This is a genomic window from Oceanicola sp. S124, from assembly GCF_000220565.1.
Lineage (GTDB): Bacteria > Pseudomonadota > Alphaproteobacteria > Rhodobacterales > Rhodobacteraceae > Pseudooceanicola.
In genome coordinates this window covers 15,046-39,751 of sequence record NZ_AFPM01000031.1, presented here as the reverse complement: position 1 = coordinate 39,751, position 24,706 = coordinate 15,046, and the positions used below count along the sequence as shown (strand labels likewise).

Annotated in this window: 22 protein-coding genes; 15 read left to right on the top strand and 7 right to left on the bottom strand. The window is 68.6% G+C overall.

The window, feature by feature from the left end; all coding sequences use genetic code 11:
• Nucleotides 1-1,092 (bottom strand): alpha-hydroxy acid oxidase (locus OS124_RS0102710; protein WP_010137780.1); only part of this gene is annotated, 1,092 nt, incomplete at its 3' end.
• Nucleotides 1,093-1,310: 218 nt separating this feature from the next.
• On the opposite strand from OS124_RS0102710, the gene OS124_RS0102705 reads away from it, so the two are divergent.
• Together OS124_RS0102705 and OS124_RS0102700 are read left to right on the top strand one after the other, a co-directional pair.
• Nucleotides 1,311-1,862, top strand: a complete 552-nt coding sequence (locus OS124_RS0102705) for a hypothetical protein (RefSeq protein ID WP_138919405.1) — start codon at nt 1,311-1,313, stop codon at nt 1,860-1,862.
• Complete coding sequence (locus tag OS124_RS0102700; RefSeq protein WP_010137776.1) at nt 1,859-2,785, top strand: tetratricopeptide repeat protein; 927 nt, start codon at nt 1,859-1,861, stop codon at nt 2,783-2,785. The genes OS124_RS0102705 and OS124_RS0102700 overlap by 4 nt, the downstream gene beginning before the upstream one ends.
• A 19-nt stretch (nt 2,786-2,804) precedes the next feature.
• Here OS124_RS0102700 and OS124_RS23490 read toward each other — a convergent pair whose 3' ends face one another.
• The 3 genes from OS124_RS23490 to OS124_RS0102685 form a co-directional block, all read right to left on the bottom strand.
• Nucleotides 2,805-3,515 (bottom strand): helix-turn-helix domain-containing protein, encoded by a 711-nt coding sequence (locus OS124_RS23490; RefSeq protein ID WP_010137774.1) that lies wholly within the window; start codon nt 3,513-3,515, stop codon nt 2,805-2,807.
• Nucleotides 3,516-3,599: 84 nt separating this feature from the next.
• Complete coding sequence (locus tag OS124_RS0102690) at nt 3,600-4,031, bottom strand: hypothetical protein (protein ID WP_010137773.1); 432 nt, start codon at nt 4,029-4,031, stop codon at nt 3,600-3,602.
• Nucleotides 4,028-5,269, bottom strand: coding sequence for an NAD(P)/FAD-dependent oxidoreductase (locus OS124_RS0102685; protein WP_010137772.1), 1,242 nt, complete (start codon nt 5,267-5,269; stop codon nt 4,028-4,030). The genes OS124_RS0102690 and OS124_RS0102685 overlap by 4 nt, the downstream gene beginning before the upstream one ends.
• Before the next feature lie 685 nt (nt 5,270-5,954).
• On the opposite strand from OS124_RS0102685, the gene OS124_RS0102680 reads away from it, so the two are divergent.
• From OS124_RS0102680 to OS124_RS0102640, 9 genes are all read left to right on the top strand, one after another.
• Complete coding sequence (locus OS124_RS0102680; RefSeq protein WP_010137771.1) at nt 5,955-7,115, top strand: mandelate racemase/muconate lactonizing enzyme family protein; 1,161 nt, start codon at nt 5,955-5,957, stop codon at nt 7,113-7,115.
• A complete protein-coding gene (locus tag OS124_RS0102675) occupies nt 7,112-9,184 on the top strand; it encodes a hydantoinase/oxoprolinase family protein (RefSeq protein ID WP_010137770.1) in 2,073 nt (690 codons plus the stop codon). The genes OS124_RS0102680 and OS124_RS0102675 overlap by 4 nt, the downstream gene beginning before the upstream one ends.
• Nucleotides 9,181-10,917 carry a hydantoinase B/oxoprolinase family protein gene (locus OS124_RS0102670; protein WP_010137769.1) on the top strand — a complete coding sequence of 579 codons (1,737 nt, stop codon included), beginning with the start codon at nt 9,181-9,183 and terminating at the stop codon, nt 10,915-10,917. The genes OS124_RS0102675 and OS124_RS0102670 overlap by 4 nt, the downstream gene beginning before the upstream one ends.
• Nucleotides 10,918-10,930: 13 nt before the next feature.
• Complete coding sequence (locus tag OS124_RS0102665; protein WP_010137768.1) at nt 10,931-12,124, top strand: cytochrome P450; 1,194 nt, start codon at nt 10,931-10,933, stop codon at nt 12,122-12,124.
• 13 nt (nt 12,125-12,137) lie between these two features.
• Nucleotides 12,138-12,461 (top strand): 2Fe-2S iron-sulfur cluster-binding protein, encoded by a 324-nt coding sequence (locus tag OS124_RS0102660; protein WP_010137767.1) that lies wholly within the window; start codon nt 12,138-12,140, stop codon nt 12,459-12,461.
• Nucleotides 12,462-12,463: 2 nt separating this feature from the next.
• Nucleotides 12,464-13,864, top strand: a complete 1,401-nt coding sequence (locus OS124_RS23485; protein ID WP_010137766.1) for an amidase — start codon at nt 12,464-12,466, stop codon at nt 13,862-13,864.
• The gene (locus OS124_RS0102650) at nt 13,861-14,610 is read left to right on the top strand and encodes an SDR family NAD(P)-dependent oxidoreductase (RefSeq protein WP_010137765.1); all 750 of its coding nucleotides are present in this window, start codon (nt 13,861-13,863) and stop codon (nt 14,608-14,610) included. Before OS124_RS23485 ends, OS124_RS0102650 begins: the two co-directional genes overlap by 4 nt.
• Before the next feature lie 9 nt (nt 14,611-14,619).
• The gene (locus tag OS124_RS0102645; protein WP_010137763.1) at nt 14,620-16,125 is read left to right on the top strand and encodes a gamma-glutamyltransferase; all 1,506 of its coding nucleotides are present in this window, start codon (nt 14,620-14,622) and stop codon (nt 16,123-16,125) included.
• A gap of 378 nt (nt 16,126-16,503) precedes the next feature.
• Nucleotides 16,504-17,475, top strand: coding sequence for a bile acid:sodium symporter family protein (locus OS124_RS0102640; protein ID WP_010137761.1), 972 nt, complete (start codon nt 16,504-16,506; stop codon nt 17,473-17,475).
• 105 nt (nt 17,476-17,580) lie between these two features.
• On the opposite strand, the gene OS124_RS0102635 is transcribed toward OS124_RS0102640, so the two are convergent.
• On the bottom strand, nt 17,581-17,982 hold the full coding sequence (locus OS124_RS0102635; RefSeq protein WP_010137760.1) for a GlcG/HbpS family heme-binding protein: 402 nt from the start codon (nt 17,980-17,982) through the stop codon (nt 17,581-17,583).
• 108 nt (nt 17,983-18,090) lie between these two features.
• Between OS124_RS0102635 and OS124_RS0102630 the strand changes: the two genes are divergently transcribed.
• The 4 genes from OS124_RS0102630 to OS124_RS0102615 are packed head-to-tail and all read left to right on the top strand — an operon-like array spanning nt 18,091 to nt 23,013.
• Nucleotides 18,091-19,689, top strand: a complete 1,599-nt coding sequence (locus OS124_RS0102630) for an ABC transporter substrate-binding protein (RefSeq protein ID WP_083834518.1) — start codon at nt 18,091-18,093, stop codon at nt 19,687-19,689.
• Nucleotides 19,690-19,713: 24 nt separating this feature from the next.
• Nucleotides 19,714-20,637 (top strand): ABC transporter permease, encoded by a 924-nt coding sequence (locus tag OS124_RS0102625; RefSeq protein ID WP_029375117.1) that lies wholly within the window; start codon nt 19,714-19,716, stop codon nt 20,635-20,637.
• 49 nt (nt 20,638-20,686) lie between these two features.
• The gene (locus OS124_RS0102620) at nt 20,687-21,517 is read left to right on the top strand and encodes an ABC transporter permease (RefSeq protein WP_010137757.1); all 831 of its coding nucleotides are present in this window, start codon (nt 20,687-20,689) and stop codon (nt 21,515-21,517) included.
• Nucleotides 21,517-23,013 (top strand): amidohydrolase family protein, encoded by a 1,497-nt coding sequence (locus OS124_RS0102615; protein ID WP_010137756.1) that lies wholly within the window; start codon nt 21,517-21,519, stop codon nt 23,011-23,013. Before OS124_RS0102620 ends, OS124_RS0102615 begins: the two co-directional genes overlap by 1 nt.
• Here OS124_RS0102615 and OS124_RS26365 read toward each other — a convergent pair.
• Both OS124_RS26365 and OS124_RS0102605 read right to left on the bottom strand, forming a co-directional pair.
• A complete protein-coding gene (locus OS124_RS26365; protein ID WP_010137755.1) occupies nt 22,896-23,774 on the bottom strand; it encodes an oxamate carbamoyltransferase subunit AllH family protein in 879 nt (292 codons plus the stop codon). The genes OS124_RS0102615 and OS124_RS26365 overlap by 118 nt on opposite strands.
• Nucleotides 23,774-24,697 (bottom strand): carbamate kinase, encoded by a 924-nt coding sequence (locus OS124_RS0102605; RefSeq protein ID WP_010137754.1) that lies wholly within the window; start codon nt 24,695-24,697, stop codon nt 23,774-23,776. The genes OS124_RS26365 and OS124_RS0102605 overlap by 1 nt, the downstream gene beginning before the upstream one ends.
• Nucleotides 24,698-24,706 lie beyond the last annotated feature (9 nt).

The window sequence follows — 24,706 nt, the reverse complement described above, 5'->3', positions numbered from 1 at the left end:
GCCGCAGAGCGCCATCGAGATGTCCATCTCCCTGGCGATCACCTCCAGCGCGCGGGTCACGCCCGCTTCGCCCATGGCGCCGAGGCCATGCACGAAGGCGCGGCCGATGAAGGTGCCCTTGGCGCCCATCGACACCGCCTTCAGCACGTCCTGACCCGAGCGGATGCCCGAATCCAGATGCACCTCGACATCGTCGCCGACCGCGTCGAGGATCGGGTCCAGCATGCGGATCGAGCTGAGCGCCCCGTCCAGCTGCCGCCCGCCGTGGTTTGACACCAGGATCGCGTCGCAGCCCACCTTTGCGGCCATCTTCGCATCCTCGGGATCCAGCACGCCCTTCAGGATCACCTTGCCGCCCCACATCTCCTTGATCTCTTCGATCTTCTTCCAGTCGAGACGCGGGTCGAACTGCTCGGCCGTCCAGGAGAACAGCGACGAGGGGTCGTCCACCCCCTTCGCATGGCCGACGATATTGCCGAAGCTGCGCCGCTTGGTGCCCAGCATCTCCAGCCCCCAGGTCCACTTGGTGGCCAGATCGGCCAGCACGGTCGGTGTCAGCTTGGGCGGCGCCGAGAGGCCGTTCTTGAGGTCCTTGTGCCTCTGCCCGAGGATCTGAAGGTCGAGGGTGATCACCAGGGCCGAACACCCGGCCGCCTTGGCGCGCTCGATCAGGCGGCGCAGGTAATCCTGGTCCTTCATCGTGTAGAGCTGGAACCAGAACGGCTTGGTCGTATGGTCTGCCACGTCCTCGATCGAGCAGATGGACATGGTCGACAGGGTGAAGGGCACGCCGAATTTCTCGGCCGCCTTCGCCGCCTTGATCTCTCCGTCGGCGCGTTGCATGCCGGTCAGTCCGACCGGGGCCAGGGCCACGGGCATGGCGACCTTCTGGCCGATCATCTCGGATTCGAGCGTGCGGTTGGTCATGTCGACGGCCACCCGCTGCTTCAGCCGGATCTGCTGGAAGTCCGAGGTGTTCTCGCGGAAGGTCTGTTCCGTCCACGAGCCGCTTTCGCAGTAATCGTAGAACATCTTCGGCGTGCGCCGCCTGTGCAGGCGCTTCAGGTCGTCGATGCAGGTGATGACGGGCATGGCGGTTCTCTCCCGGATCCTGTGGTCAGGTTTTCTTACCAATCTGCCGGGGTTCGGGCAAGCGGCGAGGGATGTGACGCCTTGTGGCATCTGTCCGCTTTGGCCGGTGGGGATCCTGTGATAGGCTGACGGGCATTCAACACCGAAAATTTAGTCACGGCCGCCGGGGCGCATGCGTCCCGGCATTTCCAGATCAGCAAATCTTTGGTGAGGGATTTATGGGACAAATTCTGATTGGATTGGTGCAGCTCGGCTTCCTGGGCTTCGCCGTCGCCTGCATGTGGCTGGCGGCCGACCTGCTGAAGGACGTGGTCTCGGCGGGCGAGGCGCGGTTGGGAACGCAGCGGCTGCGGGTCCGGGCGGGCTTCGGCTTTCTGGCGCTGTCGGCCTTCGTGATCACGCTTGGCATCTTCTACAGCATCTATACCAAGCCGGCGAAGATCACCGTCGATCTCGCCCCTGAACGCTTCACCCGCGCCAACGCGGTGCTGGACGCAGAGCTGGCGGGCAAGATCGGCTTCGTGGTCCGCGGGCCGGCCGCACTCTATCAGCAGGGCATGGAGCTTGAGGTGATCACGGGCGACCGGCTGACGATCAAGCTGGATCCGCTTGAGCAGGTCCTTCGCGAGTTGGTGACGATCCAGGCCGACCAGGCGCGTCAGCTGGCCCAACTGGAGCGGCGGTCCGAGGGGCTGGCCGCGCAGAGCGATGCCCTGAACCGCGCCACCTTCGCGCCTGCCGCCCTGCTGCTGGAGGACCCGACGCGATGACCCGGCAGGTGAGCTTCGGGGCGGCATGCCCCCTGCGCCACCTCCTCGGCGCATGTGCCCTGGTTCTGGCGGGCCCCTTCGCGGCGCGGGCGGCGGGCCCCTGCCTGTTCTCGATCGACAGCCCGGTGCGGCAATCCCTGGTGGCCGCCGTCAGCGCGGCGGCGACCCCGGATGTGCCGGAGGCGGCGGTGCTGGAAGGGCTGCTTGAGGGCAGCGGTGACTTCTGTTCGTTCTACGAGCTGGGGCGCTACTATGGCCGTCTGGACGACTACGGGGCGGCGCAGACCTGGCTTGAACGCGCCCAGCAGACCAGCGAACAGCAGCAGATCCCCGCCGCGCTGGCCTTCCCGACACGGAACGTCCTGGGCTTCATCGCCCTGCAGAAGGGCGACTACGACGTGGCTGCCGAGTGGTTCGAGGCGCAGCTGGCCGACCTCGAGGCCCTGCCCGAGACGGAACAGGTCAAGGTGCTGAACAACGCCGGCTACACGATGATCCAGCTTGGCCGCTACGATGAGGCCGAGCAGGAGCTGCTGCGGGCAAGCGCCCTGGGGTCGCTTTCGGCGGGGCGCAATCTCGAGGCGCTGCGCTCGATCCAGGTGACGCTGGAATCCGGGGCTATCGACGGCCCCGGGGCCTTCGGGGTCGCCCTTGGCGCGGTCGCGCGCGAAGCTGATGTCGAGACGCTGCTGAGGCGTGTGAAGGGGCGCCTGGATGTTCCTGCCGACAGCCTGGGCGTGTTCCGGACCGGCACCGGCGCCCTGACCGTCGTGCTCGAGCCCTATTCGAGCTATCCCAAGGCGCAGGTTCTGCTGCGCGAGATCGAGGCCCAGGGCGGGTTCAACGGGCCCTACGTGACATCCCTGTCCCAGTGGCAGGACATCTCGGTGCCGACCAGGTCAGTCGCGCTCGGAGAGGAATAGGCCGCCGCCGGCCAGCCCTTCAGCGCTGCTGCGCGGCGATGCGGGGCTGGGCCGGGGGCATGTCGCTCTCGTCCACGGGACGGGCGGCGGCGTGCATGTAGGCCGAGATCGGCGCCTGCCGGGGCCGCGGATCGTAGGAGACCGAGAGCACATGGGCATCCTCGGCGCTGACCGAGAGGTAGATATGCGCCATGGAACTGTCGAAATAGGCACTTTCGCCCTGCTTCAGGCGGAAGGGAGCATATAGTTCTGTGTGGATCTCGATCTCGCCCGAGAGGACGAAGACGAACTCCTCTCCGTTGTGGCGCGACCAATGGTCGAACTCTTCGACCGAGCGGGCGCGGACATGCAGCTCCAGCGGCACCATTCCCTTGCGGAACAGCTCGGTCGCATGGGCCTTGTAGTCGTACTGGCCACAGGTGAAGCGCGCGCCGGACCCCGAAAGCGTGGTTGTCTTGCGGCCATTCATCGCCGGGGCGGGGGCCGGTTCGGCATCGCCCATCATGTCCTCGATGGCGATGTCCAGCCCGTCGCAGATCCGTTTGATGATGTCGAAGGAGGGCGAAACCTGCGCGTTCTCGATCTTCGACAGGGTCGAGGCCGAGACGCCGGACATTTCGGCAACGCGGGTCAGGGTCAGCTTGCGGGACTTGCGCAAGGCCTTCAGGCGGCGCCCGATGGGCTGACGGCTGTCGGCTTCCAGGGCGGGCATCACTGGGTCGTTCTCCATCTTTCACCGCTGCTCTTCTGACGCGTTCGGGCATCATAGCCGGGCCCGGCAGAGAAGGGCAGGAAAAATTTTCCGATCCGCAATTCAGGGCGCATGGGGTGGCATTCCTGCCTCGCAGAGCAGCGCATGGGCGACCCAATGGGCCACCAGGCCGTCCTGTGCCTCGGTCAGGCCGGCGCAGCCGACGGCCACCCCCGAGATCCAGGCCGAGCCGGTCCAGGCGCTGTCGCGCTCCGGATCGCGTTCGCAGGACGGCACCATGGCGCCGGCCATCCGCTTGCGCTGCGACAGGCCGCGCTTCTGTCGCGCGATCTGCCCGTTGGGGTAGGGGTTCGACGACAGGTCGCCGATGGTGAAATCGCCCAGTTCGACCGGGGTGCCGGTCACGTCTTCGCAGGCGATGGACAGCGCCAGGCCATCGCGGCCGACATCGGGCTGGGCCAGCAGGCTGGCCAGCACCGGGCGCAGGCGGTCGATGGCGGCGGCGGTCGCCTCGGGGGTCAGCGGGTGGCTCATGCGGCGGGCTCCGGGATCAGGCACTTGTTCAGGGGGGTTGCGGCATCGGTCAGCGCGGCCGCGTCGAAGCGCGCGCCCGAGGCGATCAGCTTGCGGGCGTGGATATGGTCGCCGGCGCGGTTGACCGAGAAGGTGGCGCAGAGACGCGCGCCCCGCATGTGCAGCACCGAGAAGGCCCCGGCCGCCGGATCTCCGCGCAGCACGACCTCGGCGCCCGGCTGGATGAAGCCGGCCATCTGCAGCTTCCAGTCGTACTGGTCGGACCAGAACCAGGGCAGCGCCTCAGCGGCCGGGGGCGCATCGGTCTTGCCGGCAAGCGCGGCGCCGGTGGCGCGGGCCTGATCGGTCGCGGCCTGCACGGATTCGATCCGCGCCGGGCCACCGGCAAAGCGGTTGTCCTGGGTGGCGCAGTCGCCGATCGCCCAGACATGGGGCAGCGAGGTGCGGCCATGGCTGTCGACCGCGAAGCCCCCCAACCGGGTTTCTGCGCCCGGCGCCAGCTCAAGCCGCGCTTGCGAGCCGATGCCGACCAGCAGGTCATCCGTGGCAATCTGCGTGCCGTCGCTCAATTCGACCCCCGTCAGGCGGCCGTTGCTGTGGATCAGCCGGGTCAGGGTGGTGCCCAGCCGGATCTCGACCCCGGCGGCGCGGTGCAGTGCCAGCAGCGGGGCCGAGACTTCGGCGGGCAGGGCGCGGGCCAGCAGCGAGGTCTGCGGTTCGACCACGATGACCTCGACGCCCCGCTTGACAAAGGTCGCGGCGACTTCAAGGCCGATGAAGCCACCCCCGGCGATGACCAGGCGGCTGGCGCTGTCCCGACGCCGGGCCAGGGCATCGGCGTCGGCGAGGTCGCGCAGGCGGTGCAGCCCGGTGCGGATCTGCTCGCTGCCCGGCAGGAGCCGGGGACGGGCGCCTGTGGCCAGGATCAGGTCGTCATAGGGGATCACCTCATCGCCGGCGGTCAGGGTGCGGGCGCGAGGGTCCAGCCCCTCGGCGCGCAGCCCATGGCGCAGGATGATCGCGTTGTCCTCGTAGAACGTCGCGCCACGCAGGGCGATCTGCTGGGCGCTCTTCTCGCCAGAGAGATAGGCCTTCGACAGGGGCGGCCGATGGTAGGGCAGCGGGCAGGCCTCGGCCGACAGCAGGGTGATCGCGCCGTCGAACCCATTGCGGCGCAGCGCTTCGGCTGCGGTGACGCCGGCATGCGAGGCGCCGACGATCAGGGTGTGCTTGGTCATGGGGTCTCCGTCGTGGTCCGGCCGCGGGGAAGGCCCGGACAAGATGCGGAGCACCGGCGGTCAGGGCATGTTTCGGGACCGATCGTCATCCTCGGGGCCTTCCGGGAAGAAAAGCGCGGCGCCGGTCAGAGGACCGGGCGCCGCAAAGAGGAGAGCCACATGAGGGACTCTCCGGGGGAGATTGCTTGGGAGGGGGGCCGGTCGGCGGAGCCGGGCCGGACATCTGCCTGCCTGAGGGGAGTAAACCGGATCTCAGGGAAAATTTCCACAGGAAATATCGTAAGCGAAAATAATCCTCGCGATCAAACCGGGAGGGGCGGCGCAGCAGCCCGCGCTGGGGTGCGCGGCAAGATTCCAAAAATATTTTTTTAAAACATTGCCTTATGTGTTTTCATGTCGGGTGGCACCTGTCACGACCACTTTGTCTGGGGACTCTCGTGGTGAACCGTATTCGGGCGGGATGCCTTGGAGTCGAGCGGGATATGACTGCCTAAATTTCAATCGAACAAATGTTTTCATTGTTTATTCAGTGTGTTACATGGAATCCTGCCTCTCTGGGTGGTTCATCTGATTTCATGAATTTTCGAATGTGAAATATTCATGTTGACCTTGGCCGGCCTGCCCGTGATCCTGCCGCCAAAAGCGCCGCCCCGGGGGCGGGCAGGATATCGACCAAGGACAGATCATGAAAATCAAACGCATCGAGGTTTTTCCGCTTCGCCTGCCGGTCCGGCGCGACTTCAAATGGGCGGGGCTGCGCGAGAATCTCGGCGGCTTCGTCATCACCCGGCTTGAGACCGAAGACGGGGTCGTCGGCTGGGGCGAGGCCACGCCGCTGCCCGATTGGGGCGGCGCGGCGGGCCGACGCGGAGGCGAAACCCAGGCCACCGTCGTCGCGATGATCCGCGATGTGCTGGCGCCGGGCCTGATCGGCATGAATGTCTGCGACGTCAACGCGGCACGGCAGGCGATGGATCGCGCCGCCATCGGCAACTCCTATGCCAAGCTGGCGCTGGACATCGCGCTGCATGACGCCTGGGGCAAGGTGCTTGGCCAGCCGGTCTACAACCTGCTGGGCGGCAAGGTCCGCGAGGGCATCCGCTATGCCCATATGGTCGGCCTGATGGACCACGCCGAGGCGATGGAAGAGGGCCTGGCGGCGCTGGCCGACGGCTGCACCGCGCTGCAGATCAAGGGCGGCGTCGACCCCGAGCGCGACATCAGGCTGGTTGCCGAACTGCGCCGCGAGGGCGGGGACGCCTTCTTCATGCGTCTGGACGCCAATCAAGGTTACCGGACAGCCCGGGATGGGATCGACTATCTCGCCCGGCTGAAGGATGCGGGGGCGAATGGTTGCGAGCAGCCCGGCGCCAATCTCTCGGCCATGGTCGGCATCACCCAGCGGGGCGCCCTGCCTGTGATGGCGGACGAAAGCTGCTGGGACGCGGTGGACGCGATGGAGGTGGTGCAGAACGGCGCCGCCGACTGGATCTCGATCTACCTCGCCAAGGCGGGCGGCTATGTCGGAGCGCGCAAGGTTTCGGCCATCGCCGAGACTATGAACATCCCCTGCGACGTCAACGGCTCGATCGAGTCGGGCATCGGCAATGCGGCGAACCTGCATTTCGTGCTGTCCCAGCCCTGCGTGACCCTGCCCAGCGTGATCCCGGTCAACGCTCCGGCGGGGACCCACCCCTGCAAGGTGGCGGGCAACTACTACACCGACGACATCATCGCGCAGCCGATGGCGCTGGACGGCGACTGCATCGCCGCCCCGGTCGGCCCCGGCCTGGGGATCGAGATCGACGAGGCCAAGCTGGCCAAGTACCGGCAGGACCAGGCATGAGCGGTTCGGGCTACCGTATCGCCGCCGACATCGGCGGCACCTTCACCGATATCGCCTGCCTCTCGGCGGACGGTCGGCTGGTGACCCGCAAGGTGCCCTCGACCCCTGCCGATTACGCCACGGCGATCATCGAAGCCATGTCCGACCTGGGCCAGGCCGAGGGCGGCGTGCGCTTCGACGAGGTGCTGCATGCCTCGACCGTGGCCACCAATGCGATCCTCGAAGGCAAGGGCGCGAAGACCGCGCTGATCACGACCGAGGGCTTCCGCGACGTGCTGGAACTGCGCCGCATCCGCGTGCCGCGTCTTTACGAACCGCTCTATGAAAAGCCCGCGCCGCTGGTGCCCAGGCGCCACCGTTTCGAGCTGCCCGAGCGTCTGGACGCCCAGGGCAACGTTCTGAAAGCGCTGGACGAAACGGCGCTTGAGGCGCTGATCGACCATATTGCCGGGCTGGACATCGAGGCCGTGGCAGTCTGCTTCCTGCACTCCCACGTCAACCCTGTTCACGAGCGTATGGTTGGCGAACGCCTGCGTATGCGCCTGCCGGATCACTTCATCTCGCTCTCTTGCGAAGTGCTGCCCGAGATCCGTGAATACGAGCGCACCTCGACCACCGTCGCCAACGCCTATATCGGCCCGCCGGTGGCGCGCTACCTGCGGTCTCTTTCCGCACGGCTGAAGGAGGCCGGGCAGGACGGACGCCTGTCGATGATGCAAAGCTCGGGTGGCGTGCAGCAGATCGAGACGATCATCGCCAAGCCCGCCACCGTGGTCGAATCCGGCCCTGCGGCGGGCGTTGTCGGCGCGGCCCGCATGGGCGCCCGGGCGGGCTATGACAACATCATCACCTTCGACATGGGCGGCACCACGGCCAAGGCGGCGATGGTGGAAGGGGGCCGGATTTCCTCGACCAGCGAATACGAGGTGGGCGGGGGGATCTCCCTGTCCGCCGGGCTGGTCAAGGGCGGCGGCTACGCGCTGAAACTGCCGGTCATCGACGTGTCCGAAGTGGGCGCTGGCGGTGGTTCCATGGTGCGGATCGACGCAGCCGGGGCGCTGAAGGTCGGGCCGCAGTCGGCGGGCTCGGCCCCCGGGCCGCTCTGCTACGATCAGGGCGGCGAAGCCGCGACCGTGACCGACGCGAACGTCGTGCTGGGCTACCTGAACCAGGACGCGCTGGCGGGCGGCTCTGTCCCGATCCGCTCGGACCTGTCGCGGGCCGAGTTCGAAGGAAAGATCGCGCCGCATCTCGGCACCGACCTGCACGAGGCCGCCTTTGGCGTCCACAAACTGGCCAACGTCACGATGATGCGCGCGGTGAAGGCGGTCAGCACCTATCGCGGTCGCGATCCGCGCGACTTCACCCTGTTCTGCTTCGGCGGCAATGGTGGTGTCCACGGCGCGATGATCGCGCGCGAGCTTGAGATGTCGCGCGTCGTCGTCCCCCCCGCCGCCGGTGTCTATTCCGCCGTCGGCCTGCTGTTTGCGGACTTCGAGGCGACCCGCTCGCGCGCCTTCCTCGGCCTGCTGGACGCGGAAACCGCGCCCCGCGCCGAGGCCCTCCTGCGCGAGATGGAGGCCGAGGTTCTTGATGAACTCGACGTCGAGGCGCCGGAGGTCCGCTGGTCCGCCGACCTGCGCTATGCGGGGCAGGCCTTCGAGCTGCAGATCGACCTGCCGCGCGGCGATCTTGCCGGTCATCTGGACGCGGTGCGTGAGGCCTTCGAGGCCGAGCACCGCCGCAGCTACGGCCACCTGCTTGAGGGCGCGATCCAGATCGTCAATCTGCGTGTGCTGGGCGCCGTCGCGCCGCAGACCCCCGACCAGATGACACTGGAAGAGCGCAGCCCGCCCGCCGAAGGCACGATCCGCCCGGTCTATTTCGGCGCGCTCGGCCTGCATGACACGCCGGTCCTGCGGCGCCATGCGCTGACCGAAGCCCCCATGCAAGGCCCTGCGATCATTGAGGAATACGAAGGCACCACGGTTGTACCCCCGGATGCCACGGTCTTCCGCGACGCCTTCGACAATATCGTCATCGACTTCGTGAAGGGGGCAGGCGCATGAGCATTCAGACAGATCCGATCCTTCTGGAAGTCCTGAAGAACGGCTTCGAGGCCATCGCCGACGAAATGGCGCTGATCCTCATGCGGACGGCCCATTCGCCCATCGTGCGCGACGCGATGGACTACTCGACCGCGCTCTGCAACGCGCGCGGAGAGACCATCGCCCAGGGCGTCACCACGCCGATGCACCTGGGCTCCTTCTACGATGCGATGAACTTCCTGGTGCAGCATTTCGCCGGCGATATTCACCCGGGCGACGTCTTCATCGGTAACGATCCTTACCTGATCCAGGGCCAGCACCTGCCCGACATCTACGTCATCGAACCGATCTTCGCGGAAGGCGAGATCCAGGCCTGGGCGACCACCATCGCGCATCACGCCGATGTCGGCGGGCTGGTGCCCGGGTCGAACTCTATCGGTGCGACCGAGATCCATCAGGAGGGCCTGCGCCTGCCATTCCTGAAACTTCTGGATAAAGGGAAAGAGAACGACACGGTGATGCAGATCGTCGCCGCCAACGTCCGCGTGCCCGACCAGGTGATCGGCGATCTGCGCGCCCAGATGGCTGCCGCGCGCGCCGGCCGCCAGGGTTTCGAGGCGCTGCTGAACCGCTACGGCGCGGCGCAGATCAGCCACTATGCCGAGGCGCTTCAGGACCAGGCCGAGGTCTTTTCCCGCAAGGCGATCGAGGCGATCCCGGACGGCACCTACAGCTTTGTCGACCATATCGACGGGCTGGGCGAAGATCCGCAACCCATTGAGTTGCATCTGAAACTGACGGTGCGGGGCAGCGAGATCACCGCCGACTGGACGGGCACCAGCCCGCAGGTCAAGGGCGGTATCAATGCGCCGCTGTCGTTCTGCAAGTCCAACGTCTATGCCGCGCTGCGCTCGATCATGCCCGAGGAAGTGCCGAACTGCCACGGCTACACCCGGCCGATCACCGTCACGGCCCCCCCGGGCACGCTGGTCAGCTGCACCTACCCGGCGCCCTGCGGCGCGCGAGGGATCACCGGCTACCGGATCATCGACTGCATCTTCGGCGCCCTGGCCGAAGCGCTGCCGGACAAGATCGCGGCGGACAATACCGGCGGCTCGACCCTGCCCAGCTTCGGCGGCCAGGTCGGCGGCAAGCCCTTCGTCTTCTCGGAATGCGTCATGGGGGTCTGGGGCGCGACCTCGCAGCATGACGGCCAGTCCGGCGTGCCGCACATGGGTTCGAACCAGTCCAACGTGCCGATCGAGATGATCGAGGCCGACTACCCGCTGCGCATCGAACGCTACGGCTTCGTCGCCGATACCGGCGGCGCGGGCGAGTTCCGTGGCGGCGTCTCGATCCAGCGCGAATGGCGGGCGCTGGCCGGGGATACCTACTTTGGCGTCCGCTCGGACAAGGTCTATCACCCGCCGCATGGCCTGTTCGGCGGCGCCGAGGGCAAGCCGGCCTTCACCGAGATCGAGGCGGGCCATGCCCTGCGTTCGATCCCGCCGCTGGCCACCCGCGCCGAGACGCTGGGCGAGGGCGATCTTGTGCGCCACCGCATGGCGGGCGGCGGCGGCTACGGCGATCCGCTGCGGCGCGACCCGACCCGGGTGGCCGAGGACGTGCTGGACGGGCTGGTGTCCCCCGATGCCGCGCGCGAGGCCTATGGCGTCGTGCTGACCGAAGCAGGCCCCGACCTTGCCGCCACCGAAGAGCTGCGCGCCCGCCTGCGCGCCGCCGCGACCCAATAGACCGGAGCCAGACATGCCCGACCGCGTGACATCGCAACTTGATCCCTTCAGCCCGGAGTTCCGCGCCGACCCCTATGCCGCCTACGAAGAGCTGCGCGGGCTGGGCAAGGTCGTCTACCTTGAAAAGCACGACATCTGGTGCGTGCACCACTACGACACCTGCCAGCAGGTGCTGACGGATTACGAGACCTTCTCGAATGCCGGCGGTGGCGGCATCAAGAACTACTTCAAGGAAAAGCCCTGGCGGAAGCCCTCGATCATCCTCGAGGTCGACCCGCCCGAGCATACCCGCACCCGCACCGTGCTGTCACGGGCGCTGTCTCCGCGCGTGCTGCGCCAGATCCGCGACCGCTTCGAGGTGGATGCCGCGCGCATGGTCGCAGAGGCCGGCGCCAAGGGCGAGATCGAGGGCGTTTCCGAGCTGACGCGCCCCTACCCGCTGAAGGTCTTCCCCGACAGCGTCGGCCTGGCGGATGCGGATCGTGACAACCTGCTGATCTACGGCACCATGGTCTTTGGCGCCTTCGGCCCGACCGTGCCCTGGTACGAGGAGTACATGGAGACCCACAAGGACGTGCCCGAGTGGATCATCGCCCGCTGCCAGCGCGACGCCCTGGCCGAAGGCGGCATCGGGCAGATGATCTATGCCGCCGCCGACGAAGGCAAGATCACCGAGGAAGAGGCGATGATGCTGGTGCGCACCTTCCTTTCGGCGGGCGTGGATACCACGGTGGACAGCATCGGGCTGTGCCTGCGGGCCCTGGCCGAGCACCCCGATCAATACGCCAAGCTGCGCGAGGATCCCTCGCTGGCGCGCAATGCCTTCGAAGAGGCGACGCGCTATGACAGCTCCTCTCAGTCGATCTTCCGCACCACGCTGACAGAGTGCGAGGTGGCGGGCCAGAAGATCGGCGCCAACGAGAAGGTGATGTGCTTCCTGGGCTCCGCCAGCCGCGACGGGGCGCATTTCGAAGATCCCGACGCCTTCGACATCACCCGCAAGATCAAGGGGCAGATCGGCTACGGCGTCGGGATCCATGGCTGCGTCGGCCAGATGTTCGCCCGGCTGGAGGCCGAGTGCTTCTTCCAGGCCTTCGCCCAGCAGATCGAGAGCGTCGAGGTGACCGGCCCGACCGAGCTGCGGATGCATCCGGGCCTGCGTGGCCTGACGAAGCTGCCGCTCAAGCTGACACCCAAGGCCGCCTGAAGGAGATCACGCGATGCCCAAGGTAACCTATATCGCCCATGACGGCACCGAGACCGTGCTGGAGGTGGCCGTCGGCACCTCGGTCATGGAAGCCGCGGTGATGAGCAACGTGGACGGGATCATGGGGGAGTGTGGCGGTTCGATCAACTGCGCCACCTGCCATGTCTATGTCGCCAATGCCGACAGCTTCACCCTGCCCGAAGTCGGTGCCGTCGAGGACGAGATGCTGGATGCCACCGCCTGTGACCGGCTGCCGGAAAGCCGCCTGTCCTGTCAGCTGATCATGACCGAAGAGATGGACGGGCTGCGCGTCCGCCTGCCCGAGGCGCAGTACTGATCATGACCGCCGCCCTGTCCCTGCCGCCCGGCCCGGCCCCGCTCTCGGCGGTGGCCATGGCCGAGGGCGTGCGCGCCGGGCGGCTGGACCCGCTGGCGCTGCGCGGCGCGGCGCGGTTGCGCGGGGCAGAAATCGCCGGGCTTCAGGCCGTGGCCGAGGTCTTCGACCCGCCGCTTGCGACCCATGCCACCGGGCCGCTGGCCGGGGTGCCGATGCTGGTCAAGGATCTCTCCTTCGCCATCCGGGGGCAGGTCTGCGCCAATGGCTCTGCCTTTCCCGCCGCAGCGGCCCCCGACAACGCCCTGCTGCTGGATCGCTACCTTGCGGCCGGCGCGCAGGTGCTGGGGCGCAGCCATTCGCCGGAATTCGGCGGGACATCTTCTTGCGAAAGCCGTCATCATGGGCTGGCCACCCGCAACCCCTATGCGCCTCACCTCTCGTCGGGCGGTTCCAGCGGCGGGGCGGCGGTGGCGGTTGCGACGGGCATGGTGCCGCTGGCCCATGCCAGTGACGCGGGCGGCTCGATCACCATTCCGGCGGCGCTGTGCGGTGTGGTCGGGCTGAAACCGACCCATGATCTGATCCCCCTCGGCCCCGAGCGGAGCGAGGGTGCGGCAGGTTTCGCCGCCCAGAACGTGCTGAGCCGCGATATCGAGGATACCGCGCTGGCCCTCGCCGTCGGCGCCGCCCGGCCCGAGCTGGCCCGGATCGCGCCTCCGCAGCCCCTGCGCCTCGGTCTGGTGCTTCAGGCCGCCGACCGGGGGCCGACGGATCCCCAGATCCTGTCGCGGCTGCACACCCTCGCCGCGTCCCTGCGCGGCCTCGGCCATGAGGTGACGCCCGCCAGCCTGCCACCGATCCCTGAGGCATTGTCCGAGGCCGAGCGTGACCTGCGCCTCGCCTCTCTCGCCGCCACGGTCGCGGGCCTGGAAGAGGCCGCCGGCCAGCCCGCGCAGGACAGCCATTTCGAGCCCGCCACCTGGGCCCGCCTGCTGGCCGGGCGCGCGGTCTCGGGCGCCCGGGTGCTGATGGCCCGGCAGGAGGTGCTGCGCTACAGGCAGGCCATGGCGGCGCTGTTTGACAGCCTCGACGTCGTGCTTTGCCCGGCGCTGAACGCCCCGGCCCCGGCGCTGCATGCCCTGTCGCTGATGCGCCCCGATGCCGAGACCCGGCCGCTGAACCGCCCCTACACCTGCTTTGCCCGCCCCTGGAACCTGACCGGCTACCCCAGCCTCTGCCTGCCGCTGCTGCGCGACGCGCTGAACCGCCCCGAGGGCGCGCTGTTCGCCGCCGCGCCGGGGCAGGAGGGGCGGCTGCTGTCGCTCGGCCTGCAATTGCAGCAGGCCATCGGCTGGCAGCACGACCACCTGACGACCCGTTTCCCTGAAGGAGCCCTGACATGACCCGCGTTCTCATCGCCGGAGGGGCCACCGGCATCGGTGCCGCTGCCGCCCTCGCTTTCCTCGAACAGGGTGCCGAAGTCACCGTCTGCGACCTGAACGCCGAGGGCCTCTCGGCGCTGGAAGACAAGGCCCGCGACCTGCCGGGCCGGATTGCCACGAAGGTGCTCGACCTCTCGCTCATGTCCTCTCCGGCCGAGGCGGTGGCCTTTGCCGTGGCGCAGCAGGGCGGCATCGACTGCCTCTTCGTCAACGCGGGCCTGCTGCTGTCTGCCGATCTCGCCGACTGGAGCGAGGAGATGTGGCAGCGTTCGATCGCCGTGAACCTCTCGCTGCCGATGTTCCTGACCCAGGCGGCGCTGCCCTACCTGAAGGCCTCTGAGAATGCCTCGGTGATCTTCACCTCTTCGACCGGCGCGCTGCGCGGCCATGCGGGGATGCCCGGCTACCATGCGACGAAGTCCGGCGTGCTGGGGCTGGTGCGCGCCCTCGCGGATGAGCTGGGGCCAGAGGACATCCGCGTCAACGCCCTGCTGCCCGGCTGGGTCGACACGCCCTTCAACGATACCTTCTGGGATCACCAGTCCGACCCCGCCGAGGCGCGGCGCAAGATCGACGCGGGCATCCCGATGCGCCGCCATGGCACCGCCGCCGAGCTGGCGGGCACGGTCCTCTACCTCGCGTCGGATGCGGCGCGCTACGTCAGCGGCACCCAGCTTGTCGTCGACGGCGGCTACACGGCGGTCTGAGGGGATATCATGTTCGAACTGGCCGATCCCTTCTCGTCGCCGCAGCGCCCCGTGATCGAGGGTGCGCGAGGCACGATCTCCTGCGAGACGCCGCTGGCCGCCCAGGCGGGGCTGCGTGCCTTCGATCTTGGCGGCACGGCGGCGGATGCGCTGATCGCGGCGCAGGCGGTGCTGGTCGTGGTCGCCCCCGAGGCCTGCGGGCTGGGCGGTGACATGCTGGCGCTGGTGCATGGGGTCGATGGCAGGACCACCGCCTACAACGGCACCGGCACGGCGCCGCTCGGCTACGGCGGCGAGGCCATCGAGGGGCCGAACTCCATCACCGTGCCGGGCATGGTCGCGGCCTGGGCCGCGCTGCACGGCGCCGAGGGCCGCCTGCCGCTGGCCGAGGTGCTGGCCCCGGCGATCCGGCTGGCGGAAGAGGGGCTGCGCGTCGGCTCGTACCTGGGCGGGGCGCTGCAGGTCCAGCGGGACCGGCTGGTCGCGGGCGGCGCGCAGGGCTGGCCCTTCTTCGACAAGGCCGCCGGGGATCTGGTCTGCCTGCCCGCGCTTTCCGCGCTGCTGCGCCGGATCGCGGCAGAGGGCGCGCCCGCTTTCTACGAAGGCGAGATGGCCGAGGCCACTGCCCGCGCCGTGCAGGCGCTTGGCGGTACGCTTTCGACCGCGGATCTGGCCGGGCATGACACGGTGATCTCTGCGCCCAATGCGACGGACTGGTGCGGGCTGCGGCTGATGACCCAGCCGCCGATGACCCAGGGCATCCTGCTGAACATGGCGCTTGCCGCGATGGAAGCCCAGTGCCCCACCGATGCAGGGCCTGACCATGCCGTACCCGATCACGCCGTACCCGATCATGCCGGTGTCGAGCTGACCGAGGCCGCCTTCGCCTACCGTGCCCGCGCCGGAGAGGGGCTGCCGCTGATGGCCGAGGCGCTGACCTATGATCCCGCCCGGGCGCTGCACCGTGGCGGGCCGCGGGCCTATCTTCACACCGCTGGTGTGGCCGCTGCGGATGCCGAGGGGCGGGTGATCTCGTCGCTGGTTTCGGTCTTCGATGACTTCGGCTCGGCGGTCTATGTGCCTGAAGGGGGCTTCGTGCTGAACAACCGTGCCGCCGGGTTCGGGCCTGCGCCGAACGATGCGGCGCCGGGCAAGCGGCCGGTGCACACGCTGGCGCCGGCGCTGCTGAGCGGGCCGGATGGCGCCGTCTGGGCCCTGGCGACGCCGGGGGCGGACGGCCAGGTGCAGACCCTGCTGCAGGTGCTCTGGAAGGCGCGGCACGGCGCCGACCTTGCCTCGGCCGTGGCCGCGCCGCGCTGGCGCAGCGAGGCCGGCAAGCTGCTGATCGAAGAGGGCCACCCCTCTGCCCCGCGCCTCGCCGCGCTTGGCCATGCCCTCAAGCCGCTGCCGCCGGGCGACCTGCGTTTCGGCGCCGTGGTGGCGGCGGGCCTTCAGGGGGGCGTGCCGCGCGCGCTGGCCGACTGGCGCCGGCTGACCACGGCGGGGGCGGCGTGATGCGCCCCATGCCCGGCTGCCCTGTGCCTGGCTGCCCCGTGCCCGCCTGTCTCGTGCCCGGACTGGACGCGTGTCGCCACCCTCGCGCTGACGCGCGGCGGGTCGGGGCTGGCGTAGGGTGGGTGCAACCCACCTTCGGCGGCCCGAACACCCTGGCGCAGCGTGCTGCCGGGGCGGGCGGTGCCGCAGTTGGCAGGGGACACCGGCTCTGCCGTCTTGTTGACACGCCGCCCGGGATCGCGCAGGCCGATCCATGCCGCCCCCGGGCCGCAGCTGCGGATCCCGCGCCGCGCCTGCAGCCCCGGCCGGGCGGAGAGACTTCGACAGGCATCGCGCTCCAAAGGCGCGGCGCCGCGTGATCCCGGAAGGAAAGACGACGTGAATCAGCTGAAGCGCATCGGCATTGATACCTACATGATCCTGCTCTTCGTCATGGTGCTGGCGGGGGCCTTCCTGCCGGCGCGCGGCGTGGCGGCAGAGCTGCTCTCGCATGCCAGCTACTGGGCGGTGACGCTGCTGTTCTTCCTCTACGGCGCCAAGCTCGACCCTTCGGCGGTCAAGGCGGGTTTCCTCAACTGGCGGCTGCAGGGGCTGACCTTCTCGGCCACCTACCTGCTGTTTCCCGCGCTCGGCCTGCTGCTGGCCGGGATCTTCGACGGGGTGCTCGGGCCCGAGATGGCCACGGGGCTGATCTTCCTCGCCATCCTGCCCTCGACGGTGCAAAGCTCCATCGCCTTCACCTCGATCGCCGGAGGCAATGTCCCGGCGGCGATCTGTGCCGCCTCGGTATCGAACATGATCGGCGTGGTGCTGACCCCGCTGCTGGCGGCGCTGGTGCTGCACCAGGAGGGCGGCGGCGTCTCGCTGGACGCGGTGGTGCGGATCGGAGAGCAGATCGTGCTGCCCTTCGTGCTGGGCCAGCTGCTGCGGCGTTGGATCGGCGGCTTCGTGCAGCGCCACAAGATGCTGACCATGGTCGTCGACCGCGGTGCCATCCTGCTGATCGTCTACTCGGCCTTCGGCGCCGGCACCGTTGCGGGCCTCTGGAGCGAGGTGCCCACCATCAACCTGGTCCTGCTGCTGCTCGTGGTCTGGATCTTCCTCGCCTTGGCATTCGTCATCATGGCGAAGGGGGGGCGCAGCCTCGGCCTGCCGGAAGAGGACCGGATCGTCCTGCTGTTCTGCGGCTCGACGAAGAGCCTTGCCTCGGGGCTGCCGATTGCCACGGCGCTGTTCCCGGCGGCGACGGTGGGGGCCATCGTGCTGCCCACCATGCTGTTCCACCTGTCCCAGCTTCTGCTCTGCTCGGTGATCGCGCAGCGCAAGGGGCAGGCGCTGGCGGCGGAATAGACCATGGCAGGGCGGGGGACATATGAAAGGCGGCCGGGGGATCCCGGCCGCCTTTCGTCCTTCAACGCCCCTGCGACCCCTTTGGCCCCCGTGGCTCCTCTGGCCTCAGCTGTCGCAGCCAAGCGCCAGCGCTCCGGCCTCGGCGCAGGCCTCGTCGAGATCCGCCGAGGCGCCACCGACGCCGATAGCGCCCAGAAGCACGCCCTCGCGGATCAGCGGTACGGCGCCCTGGGCGTAGATCATGTTGCCGCCCTCAAGCTCGGCAATGCGGCCCATGACCACCGAGGTCGGCGGGATCTGCCCGGACCGGCAGCGTGTCGCCGCCGCGGTCAGCGCTTTGCCCTGGGCGCCCCAGATCGAGGCCCAGTTCGACCCGTCCATGCGCAGAAAGCTCATCAGGCGACCCCCGGAATCAAGCACGGCGATGCAGACGGCGATGTCCAGCTCTTCGGCCTTGCGCTGCGCGGCCTCCATGGCGAGCTGCGACTGTTCAAGATTTAGACTCATGAGTGGATTTTCTTCCCGGAAAAGCGCTTCAAGATTTGTTCATATTGACAACACTTGTTCAGATCCGCAACTTTTTCCCATCAGACAACTTAAACCAACGGGGAAGACATGGTGACTCTTACACGACGCGCGGTGATGGCCGCCGGACTCAGCAGCGCTCTGCTGACCGCCTTCGCTTCGAAGCTGGCCGCCCAGGACAGCGGAGAAAAGACCGTGCTGCGCCTCGCCGCGACCAAGGCTTCGAACCGGCTGGATCCGCATGTCGACGTGAAGTGGGAAGTGCTCATGGTGCTCTCCGCGATCTATGACACGCTGGTCTACCAGGACGCCGAAGGCAATATCGTGCCCGGTCTCGCCGCCTCCTGGACCGTCTCGGAAGACGGGATGGAGTATATTTTCGACCTTCGCGAAGGCGTGACCTTCCACGACGGCACCGTCTTCGATGCCGAGGCGGTGAAGTACAACTTCGACCGCATCGCCGGACTGGGGGCCAAGAGCTACAAGGCCGCCTCCCTGACCGCCGACGTGGCCAGTGTCGAGGTCCTGTCCCCGACCCAGGTCAAGCTGGTGATGAAGCAGGCCAACAGCTCGCTGCTGTTCAACCTGTCGCTGACCTATGTCGCCATGGTCTCGCCGACTGCGGCCGAGCAATGGGGCGAGGAGTACCACCTGCACCAGGTCGGCACCGGCCCGTTCATGTTCACCGAACTGGAACTGGGCGACCACTACACGCTGGCCAAGAACCCCGACTATGCCTGGGCGCCGGCGATCTACGGCCACGAAGGCCCGGCGCTGGTGGACGAGATCGAATGGCGCTTCCTGCCCGAAGCGTCCTCGCGCTCGGTCGCGCTGCTGGCGGGTGATTTCGACATCGTCTTCGACCTGCTGCCGACCTCGCTGACCCGTGTCGAGGCCTCGGGCGACTACACCGTCACCCCGACGCTGCTGTCCGGCCAGCCCGCCTACTGGTTCTTCAACACCGAGCTGGCGCCGACCGATGACCCGATGGTGCGCAAGGCGCTCATCCTGGCCGTCGACATGGAAGCCGCCGTCAAGGCGATCATGCGCGGCGTGGCGCCCAAGGCCTATGGCCCGCTCTCGAAGATCACCGCCGAGTTCGCGCCGGATGTCGAGGGTCTCCACCCCTATGACCCCGCCGCCGCTGCCGCTCTGCTGGACGAGGCAGGCTGGACGCAGGGCGCGGATGGCATCCGCCAGAAGGACGGCCAGCCGCTGGTGCTGAAGGTGCAGATGGCCTCCTGGGGCAACTCCGAGAACTTCTCGATCTTCCTGCAGTCGCAGCTGAAAGAGATCGGCGTCTCCGTCGAGCTTGAGATGATGGCCTACATGGTCGGCATCGAGGCGGGCAAGAACGGCACCCACAACCTGCTGTTCACCGGCGGTTCGGGCTTCGCTGCTGCCGATTCGCTGCTGCCCTACTTCCTCTCCGAGAACACCGCGAGCGGTTTCGCCTTCTCGAAGATGCAGGACGCCGAGCTGGATGAGATGCTGTATGCCGCCCAGGCCGCGACCTCGCTGGAAGAACGCAAGGCGCTGTTCCAGCAGGCACAGGTGCGTATCATGGAACAGTCCCTGATCCTGCCGATCTACGACTATGCCCTCGCCATCGGCGTGACCAACAAGATCGAAGGGCTCGATTTCGGGGCAACCGGCCTGGTGCCGAACGCCTATGAAATCGACCTCTGAGAGAAGCAGCAAAGCGAGTAACACGTGCTCAAGTTCTTTCTGAGTCGTTGCGTGTCGGCCATCCCGGTTGTTTTCGGGGTGGTCACATTGTCATTCCTGATCATGCATGCGCTGCCGGGCGACCCGGTGGCGGCCATGCTGTCGCGCTCCGGGGCCACTCCGGCGCAGATCGAGGCGCTGCGGGCAGAGCTTGGCCTCGATAAGCCGGTGGTGGTGCAGTACTTCGGCTACCTCTGGAACCTGGTGACGGGGGATCTGGGCCGCTCGCTGATCTCGGCCGAGCGGGTGACGCAGCTTCTGGCCGACAACCTGCCTCCGACGCTGTTGCTGGCCTCGCTGGCGATGGCGGTGGCGATCCCGGTGGGCATCGTCATGGGCGCCTTCGCGGGCATCTTCCGGCGCAGCTGGTACGATCATTTCGTCATGGGCTTCACTGCCATCTCGGTCTCGGTTCCCGCCTTCTGGATCGGCCTCATGCTGGTGATGCTCTTCTCGGTGCAGCTCGGCTGGCTGCCGGCCTCGGGGCAGGGCTCTGCCCGGTCGCTGATCCTGCCGGTCGCCGCGCTGTCGCTCGGGGCGATCAGCACCGTGGCCCGCGCCACCCGCACCAACATGCTTGAGGTGCTCAAGCAGGACTACATCCTGACCGCCCGCGCCCAGGGCAAGTCCGAGCTGTCGATCCTCTTCATCCAGGCCCTGCCCAATGCGCTGGTGCCGGTGATCACCATGATCGGCCTGCAGTTCGGCTGGCTCTTCGCCGGCGCCTTCTTCATCGAGGCCGCCTTCTCGCGGCGGGGCCTCGGCACCGTTCTGGTGGACGCCATCCAGAAGAGCGACTTTCCCGTCGTGCAGGGCGCCGTGCTGGTGACCGCGCTCTTCTACGTCGGGCTCAATATCATCATCGACGTGCTCTACGCGGTGATCGACCCCAAGATCCGATTCGACTGACACAAGGCCGCTTCGGCCAGCCCCGCGCCCGCGGGGAAGGAACAGACCCATGCTCAGCTTCGCCGCCGCCTGCTACCGCCACCGCACCGCCCGTTTCGCCATCGCGATCCTCGTGGTGTTCTCGGTCCTGGCCATTCTCGCCCCGCAGATCGCCCCCTACGATCCCTATGATGCCCGCATCCTCGAATCGATGATGCCGCCCTCTGGAGAGCACTGGATGGGCACCGACCTGTCCGGGCGCGATATCTTCTCGCGGATCATCTACGGCGCGCGGGTCTCGCTGGTGATCGGGCTCTTCGCCGTCGCGATCTCGTGCTCGATCGGCACGACCATCGGGCTGATCTCGGGCTACTACGGCGGGCGGTTCGACAACCTGGTGATGCGCATGATCGACGTGATGATGGCCTTCCCGGGCATCCTGCTGGCAATGTCCATCGTCGCCATGCTGGGCACCGGGCTGGTCAACGTGATCATCGCCGTCGGCATCGGCGGGATCACCGAGTTCGCCCGGGTCAGCCGGGGCTCGGTGCTGACCATCAAGGAAGAGGTCTATGTCGACGCCGCCCGGTCCTCGGGCTGTTCGGATGCGCGGATCATCTTCCGCCACATCCTGCCGAACGCCTTCCCGCCGGTGCTGGTGCTGGCCTCGATGTCCTACGGCTGGGCGCTGCTCTCGGCCACCGGGCTGTCCTTCCTGGGTCTGGGCGCCGCGCCGCCCGCGGCCGAATGGGGCGCCATGCTGTCGGACGGGCGCAACGTGATGTGGGACGCGCCCTGGGCGGCGATCTTCCCGGGCATCGCCATCCTCTTCGTCGTTCTCGCCTCGAACCTGCTGGGCGATGCGATCCGCGACATTCTCGACCCGAAGATCACCGACTGATGTCCAAGGTGTTGTCCCGGGGCTGCCTGATCCACGCCGGCCTGCTGATCACCGACCCTGAGGCCACGCCGGGTGTCGAGACCGATGCCGGGCTGCGCCTGGACGGCGACCGGGTCGCCGAGGTCGGCCCCTTCGCCCGCCTGCGCGCCGCCCATCCCGACCTGCCGGTGATCGGAGGCCCGCAGATGATCGCCCTGCCGGGGCTGATCAACGCCCATGACCACGGGCGCGGGCTGTCGCCGCTCAGCCTCGGGATCCGCGACGACCTGCTTGAGCCCTGGATCCTGTCGCTGATGCGGATGCCGGCGCTGGACGTCGGGCTGGACACGCAGCTGTCGGCGCTGCGCCAGCTGGCCTCTGGCATCACCACCACGGTCAACAGCTACTACCACCCGCGCTGCGACGGCGATCATCTTGCCGCCGTGCTGGCCGGCTACGAGGCGGCGGGCCAGCGTGCCCGCGTCGTCTTCAGCGCCATGGATGCCCCCGCCACGGGGCGCCTGCTGGCCGAGGCCGCCGCCCTGATGCCCGACCACGCGGCCGCCGAGGTGCGGGCCTTCCTCGCGGCCCGCAAGCCCTTCGAGCAGTCCGCATGGGAGGCGCTGCTGCGGGCCCTCGCCCCGGGTCGCCGCGACTCGGTCGTGGGGCTGATGGCGGGCGTCGTCTCGGGCCACTGGAGCAGCGATGCCCAGATCGCCCGCGTTGCCGAGCTGGCCGCCGAGCTGGGGCTGGCCCAGCAGATGCACCTGCTGGAAAGCCGTTTCCAGGCCCGTGACGATGCCCCGGCGCATCCGCGCTTCGGCGGTTCGATCACCCGGCACCTGGCGGGGCTTGGCGCGCTCGGGCCGGGCGTGTCCTGTGCCCATTGCGTGCAGATGCGCCCCGCCGACTGGGCGGTGATGGCCGGGACCGGTGCCTCGGTGGTGACCAACCCCAGTTCCAACCTGCGGCTGCAAAGCGGCGTCGCGCCGCTGCGGGGCATGCTGGATGCCGGGGTCAACGTGGCGCTCGGGCTCGATTCGATGGGGCTGGACGACCGGCCCGACATCTTCGCGGAAATGCGCCTCGCGCATCGCCTGCACGGAGACCTCTCGCCCCGCGAGGTGCTGGCCATGGCGACCACCCGCGCCGCCCGCGCCCTTGGCCTGGGGGACGACCTTGGCCGCCTCGTGCCCGGTGCGGCGGCGGATCTCGTGCTGCTGGACGGGGCCGGGATCTTCGCGCCCGGGCTCGCCGCGCCGGGGGATGTCTTCGAGAGGGTGGTCTTCTACGCCAGCCCCGCAATCGTGCGCGAGGTGGTCGTCGCCGGACGTCATGTCCTGCAGCAGGGGCGCCACGGGACGCTGGACGAGGCCGCGCTGGTCGCCGCGCTGGCGGATCAGGTCACGCCGGGCGATCCGGCGCTTGAGGGGTTCCTGTCTCGGGTCGCGCCGTATCTGCGCGATGCGCTCTCTGGCACGGCGCGCGGGGCGGGCAGTGCCCGCGCCCAGAGGTAGCCGGCCAGCACATCGCCACCCGAACTGGCGCCCGGGGCGGCCACTGCGACCACCAGCGCGGGCAGCTCGGCCTCGGATCCGGTCAGCAGCGCCCGCCAGGCGGCAGAGCCATGCCCCTGTGCGGCCGCCTGCAGGAAGGCGCGCGAAATCGCGTGGGTCGCAGTCTGCGCCGCGCGCAGCAGCGCCTGGCAGGTGCCGCTCTGGCCGCGCGCCGCGATCAGCACGCCGCAGAGAAAATCATCGCCCGCCGGTGTCAGCCCCGGCCCCAGTCCGGCCAGCGCCAGCGCGCCACGGCAGAGCGCCGTGCCATCGCGCCCGGCCAGCCCCTCTGCCAGGTCCGCACAGCCGTCGGGCAGGGGGGCGCCGGTCAGCACTGCCTCAAGCAGGGCAGAGCGCTGGCGCTGCGCCAGGGCCGCCGGACGCAGGGCGCGCAGGGGCGGGGCGCCCTCGGGCAGTGCCGTGGGCCAGGCCTCTGCCTGGCGTCCGTCCAGCTCAAGCCCCGGGAAGCTCAGCAGGCCCGCTTCGAGCCGGCCCGGGCCCGGGCAGAGCGCCTGCCAGTCGCGCCAGAGTGCCGGTTGCAGGTCCAGCGCGCCCCGGGGCTGCCCGGCGCGCGCCAGGATCAGCACCTGCGGGGCGCCGAGGGGCGGGGTGATCTCGAGGTAGGCGTGGTTGTCGAAGCTGGCCAGCAGGCGCACCGGTCCCGAGAGGCCGTGCAGGCGCTGCAGGGCCAGCGCCCCGCCCCGGACCAGCGCGCCACGCATCAGGCCACCGCCCGACGCCCGGGCAGCACCCGGGTGCCGGCACGACCCTCGACGATCTCGCCGATCTGGTCCAGCGCGCCGATGACGGCGGGCTTGCCGGTCTCGCGCACGAAGCGCAGCGCGGCTTCCACCTTCGGCCCCATCGACCCGCGCGAGAAGGCCGAGCCTTCCAGTTCGTCCGCGTGCAATTCGGGCACCAGCCGCTGCTCGGGGGTGCCCCAGTTCTCGTAGACGCCGGGCACATCGGTGGCGATGACGAAGAGATCCGCCGGAATGCGCCGCGCCAGCAGCGACGAGGCGCGGTCCTTGTCGATCACCGCCTCGACCCCTTCAAGGCGCCCGTCGGCCTGCTGCACGACAGGGATGCCGCCACCGCCGCCGCAGATCACCACGGCGTTCTGTTCCAGCAGCCAGCGGATCGGCCGGTGCCAGAGGATGCGCTGCGGCTGCGGAGAGGGCACCACGCGGCGCCACCTGGCGCCGTCCTCGCGGAAGGTCCAGCCATGGGCCGCTGCCAGCCGGTCGGCCTCGGGCCTGTCGAAGCCGGGGCCGACGAACTTGCTGGGGTCAGAGAACTCGGGATCCCGGGCATCGACCTCGATGCGGGTCAGCAGGGTGGCAATCGGCACGTCGTAGCCCAGCAGGTTGCCCAGCTCCTGCTCCAGAATGAAGCCGATCATGCCGCCGGTCGCGGCGCCCATCAGGTCGAAGCTGTAGGGCTCGGCCCCGTCGAAGCTTTGCGCCTGCATCGCCAGCAGTCCGACCTGTGGCCCGTTGCCATGGGTCAGGATAAGCTGATGGTTGCGCGCCACGGGTTCCAGCGCCCTGGCGGCGATGCGGGCGTTGGTCCATTGGGTGGCCAGGGTCAGCGGTTCATTGCGCTGTTGCAGCGCATTGCCGCCCAGGGCTACGACAAGTCTCATTTCTTCCTC